Annotated in this window: 4 protein-coding genes; 2 read left to right on the forward strand and 2 right to left on the reverse strand. The window is 42.1% G+C overall.

Annotated elements, in window-relative coordinates:
• Nucleotides 1-375 precede the first annotated feature (375 nt).
• Both FRY97_RS21535 and FRY97_RS21540 read right to left on the reverse strand, forming a co-directional pair.
• A complete protein-coding gene (locus tag FRY97_RS21535) occupies nt 376-729 on the reverse strand; it encodes a DUF3368 domain-containing protein (RefSeq protein ID WP_147169686.1) in 354 nt (117 codons plus the stop codon).
• 119 nt (nt 730-848) lie between these two features.
• Entirely contained in the window at nt 849-1,088 is a 240-nt protein-coding gene (locus FRY97_RS21540) for a UPF0175 family protein (RefSeq protein ID WP_147169687.1), read from the reverse strand.
• A gap of 1,195 nt (nt 1,089-2,283) precedes the next feature.
• On the opposite strand from FRY97_RS21540, the gene FRY97_RS21545 reads away from it, so the two are divergent.
• Nucleotides 2,284-2,793 carry a T9SS type A sorting domain-containing protein gene (locus FRY97_RS21545; protein ID WP_170254822.1) on the forward strand — a complete coding sequence of 170 codons (510 nt, stop codon included), beginning with the start codon at nt 2,284-2,286 and terminating at the stop codon, nt 2,791-2,793.
• Between the two features lie 27 nt (nt 2,794-2,820).
• Nucleotides 2,821-3,783 carry a hypothetical protein gene (locus tag FRY97_RS21550; protein WP_147169689.1) on the forward strand — a complete coding sequence of 321 codons (963 nt, stop codon included), beginning with the start codon at nt 2,821-2,823 and terminating at the stop codon, nt 3,781-3,783.
• Nucleotides 3,784-4,014 lie beyond the last annotated feature (231 nt).

The following is a 4,014-nucleotide window of genomic DNA, read 5'->3' on the forward strand; positions in this document are numbered from 1 at the left end:
CTTCTTTTTTTCATCAGCGAAAGGTACGAAATCATTGGGCGCACAGGGATAATTTATCAAATTGAGAATTGCTGATTGTTTACGCAATGTTTACGCAGACAGGCTGAAACCCTTTGTTTACGGCATACTCAGCGGTCCGGACGGGTACTGAAACAACGCCTTAACAGACTGGTTATCAATAGATTTCTGATTTCTTACAGCATTTTTGTAGCGTTATGTTGGAGGTTTTTTGCTTGACTCTGGTAGTTTATTTTGCCCCCCACCTCAAGGCATGGGCTCTGATTGCCATCAGGTAGAACTCCGGTATATTCAGCTGGGTAAACCGTCTCAAAGCTGTTGCCTGTAAGGTTTTTTATTTTCTTTAGTTCTGGCACCCTACAGCTCCCCAAGCCCCTTTAAGACCCTTTCGATTAGTTTTTTGTCCAATCGAAACCCAATCTCAATAAGTTGATCGATATGCGGCTTAGCAGCTGATATTGCTCCTTTCTGCTTAGCTTGGATCAAAACACCCAATATTCCCACTATTTTGATACCATATGAATCCGCGATCATTCTTCCTTTATACTCATCAATAATCAGGTATTTTGCCTGTTCCTCCATAGCCAACACAATGGATTCTGCTTCCCCAAGGCCGATTTTCTCCAACAATTGGACGATCATCCCTTGATCCTGAGGAGCTTTCACTTTTATCCAGTCAATTTGTTCAATTTGCTTTTCCTGATCCGGCAAGTGGTATAGTTCTCTTCTTACAGCTGGTGTTATCGTTATCTCACCTCAGAGCACATGAAGAATATCCATCAACCCAATTTGCAGCAAGTTGGAAATAGAAGAAGTATCACTAACAATGATCATAATTCGATACCCAGATTCTGTAAATCTTTTTCCAGATCTTCTGCTGTGTAATGGATATAGATATCTCGTTTGGCCAATTCTTTCTGGAAGCTAATCTGATCCAAGCCGGTCAAGTGCCTGGCTTGCCCCATACTCATCCGTTTTTTGTCGTATAAGTAGCAAGCTAGATCAACGAGGAGTTCATCTGCTGATAATTGAGCTTTGGAAAGTGTATCATCGGTGATTATAAGAGCCATTATCTGTTTTTTATGCCTTCAATTTAACTTATCGTAAAAACAATCTTTATCTTTTTAGGTTCCTGTCCGTATTTTTAAATGTGGGCAACGGCAGCCTTCCGCAGAGCGGGACAAACTGTGAGAAACCACCATCGTAAGTTACTGTTTTTTAATTTAAGCCGTAAGTGTTACAGCCCCAAGTTGTACAGAAAGCACTGCAAAACCAACCAACTGCTGACCTGAGGTAAGGCAAAACTTGACTAAACAAAAGCTAACAACAACTCGGTAGAACCCTCCGAAATATAGCGGACGAGCTGAAGAGGCAGTCCGGGCGTAACGAATGGTATTGAGCTACTGACGATCCTGAGGATGTCAGCATAAGTTTACCCAAACCACAACGCCTCAGGGATGTATCTGAGTCATTGGGCTGCCCACTCAAGAACGGCGTGAAGGACCAAATGCTACAAAGTATAAGCATATATTTTTGCTGAAATTTGTAGGAAAAGCCCCAATAACCCTCAATAAGGCACAATAAAACACAATTAGAGTAGGAAGGGAAACGGGCTGAAACCCAATAAAAAAGCCACATTCGGCTTGAATGCGGCTTTGAAGTGGTGTGTGTTGGCGGTCCGGACGGGAAAAACTATAAAGTACACTTAACCCTCTGTCTGTCAATGTAATATTCGGAAAATTATTTCTATTGGTGCAAAGATTGGTGCAAAATAGAACTTTGTTACACTGCGGATAGCCAATAGCTAATACATACTTCACACCAGTACTGATATGGCATTGCCCCACCCTTGCAGAGAAGAAAATCGAAGGTTGAGCATAACCTCGGGTACATCCAAAGCCTATCCAGTGGGTAAAAAAGAAAAGCAGGTTACCCTTTTCTAAACCATATACAAGTATGGATGTGCATAGACTTTTCTGGTTGAGAAGTCGTTGGTAAGGCTGCAGTTTTTTTGCTGCACTCCTATAACATTGATAAAATCCATAGTCCGATTCAAAACATTTGGATACAATGTTGAAATGTACTATATTGGGGTAAACATCCAACAAGACCTGCCTTAATTCACGAGCAGGAGTTCTTTCGGGGCTTAAATGCTTGTGAGCCTAGAATTTAGGCTTTGATTTAAAACACTTTGATCTTTTGAAATGCCAGATGGCTATCAGGCAATGTCATGCTATTATGATAACTCGGATAATTACGATTAAGATGATGTCAATTTTTCAAAAATTAATATCAGCGTCTGCATTTGCAGCTTTGCTGATCGGGGGGAATCCTTCAGCAGATGCGCAAGATATGCCCCAGGTCGTAGTAGGTGCTTCTGGGGATTATTATACCAGCCCTATGTTCGGTGATTTACATTGGACAGTTGGTGAAGTAGCTGTTTCACAGTTTCAGAATGAGATTGCCTTGTCCGAGGGTTTCCATCAGATGTACCATGAACTAATAGTGGATATCTATGAGGCGCCTTCTTCTGAATGGTTGGTAAGGGTATTTCCTAATCCCACAACCGAATACGTGCAGGCTGATTGGGCTTCCAACGGAACGGTTCAAGCTAAGCTTATGACTACAGCCGGAAAGGAAGTCCTACTGGAGCAACAAATGATGAAAGACCAGCAGATCGACCTTTCAGGGCTACCGGCAGGAACTTACTTTTTGCAGCTAAGAAACAGTAATGGACAACAGGGAACCTTTCGGATACTAAAAGTCAGAAAATAGATCTATCAACACAAAACCTTTAAAGTGATGAGACAGTACTTATTGCTCTGGGCATTGTTTGCCTTGACCTTACCTTTGTTTGGGCAGAGCCCGCAAAAATTCAAATTCCAGGCTGTTGCGAGAGATATATCAGGTCAGCCCTATGCAAGCGTAGACCTAGGTGTACGTATCAGTTTGGTTCGAGATGCCGTATCTGGCCAGATCGACTACGCCGAACGACATGTTGTTACGACTTCGCCACTTGGCGTTTTTGACCTTGAAATAGGCGGTGGTCAATCGATATCGGGTGCTTTCACTGATGCCAGCTGGGCTAATCATCCGTACTATCTTAAAATAGATATTGACCCTGATGGAGGAACCAACTATGTGAATCTTGGAACTTCACAACTGCTCTCCGTACCCTACGCTATTTATGCTGGTGAAGCAGGGAATGCTGGCGACGGCGACCCCACTGATGAACTGCAAACCCTGATTTATGATCCGGATTTACAAACATTAACACTAACCAATGGCAATACGGTCAATTTGATTTTTTCTGCTAGCACAGCACATCGATATTCGTCAATTAGCGGTTCTACGACAGCACATATTGCTGCAAACGGACCCGGTATCGGTATAATTGAAAATAGTGGTGCTGGTGAAGTTGTTGTAACAATTCCAGAAGGAGTTGAACCCAATTATATCAATTTATTCATGCCATCATCAGTGACAGATGGAGGGGCATATCATATTGTACTTGATTACGAAGGAAACCGTGGCTATAACGCTACTAAGTATGACTTGAATATACCATTAGTAAGAACGGGGCTTGATAATTATGATTCAGCGAGTCGGCCATTCCCTGCTAACATTTCAGAAAACGGAGGCAACAGTGCAAACACAGTGACTTATGGTGTTTCTGCTTTTGGTGGAGGAGATGGTTCTGATTTAACTATAAGTCTGATAAACTTTGCTCTCGGTATAAATCAAATGTGCCGGCTAGATTTTTAATACAAAAAAATAAAGCGAAAATGCAAGCTGTAAAGTCTAAAGATTTCGTACCAATGGGCCGAAAGCATTCGTTTGGTAGTGGGTTGTGAACCCTTTCAAAGATTAAAAAACGGTAGCCCGGATACCTCCAGGCTGCCGTTTTAAAGTTTGGTCACTTCTCCCTACTTTACCAGCAATTCTCAATTTGATATTTTATCCAATTTCACCTTGTACATTGTAGCCACAGTGCGG

This window comes from Phaeodactylibacter luteus (assembly GCF_007993045.1).
GTDB classification, from domain to species: domain Bacteria; phylum Bacteroidota; class Bacteroidia; order Chitinophagales; family Saprospiraceae; genus Phaeodactylibacter; species Phaeodactylibacter luteus.

Coding starts and splice junctions, on each gene's coding strand:
- FRY97_RS21540 (WP_147169687.1), bottom strand. CDS start 1,088: ATGGCTCTTATAATCACCGATGATACACTTTCCAAAGCTCAATTATCA.
- FRY97_RS21545 (WP_170254822.1), top strand. CDS start 2,284: ATGATGTCAATTTTTCAAAAATTAATATCAGCGTCTGCATTTGCAGCT.
- FRY97_RS21550 (WP_147169689.1), top strand. CDS start 2,821: ATGAGACAGTACTTATTGCTCTGGGCATTGTTTGCCTTGACCTTACCT.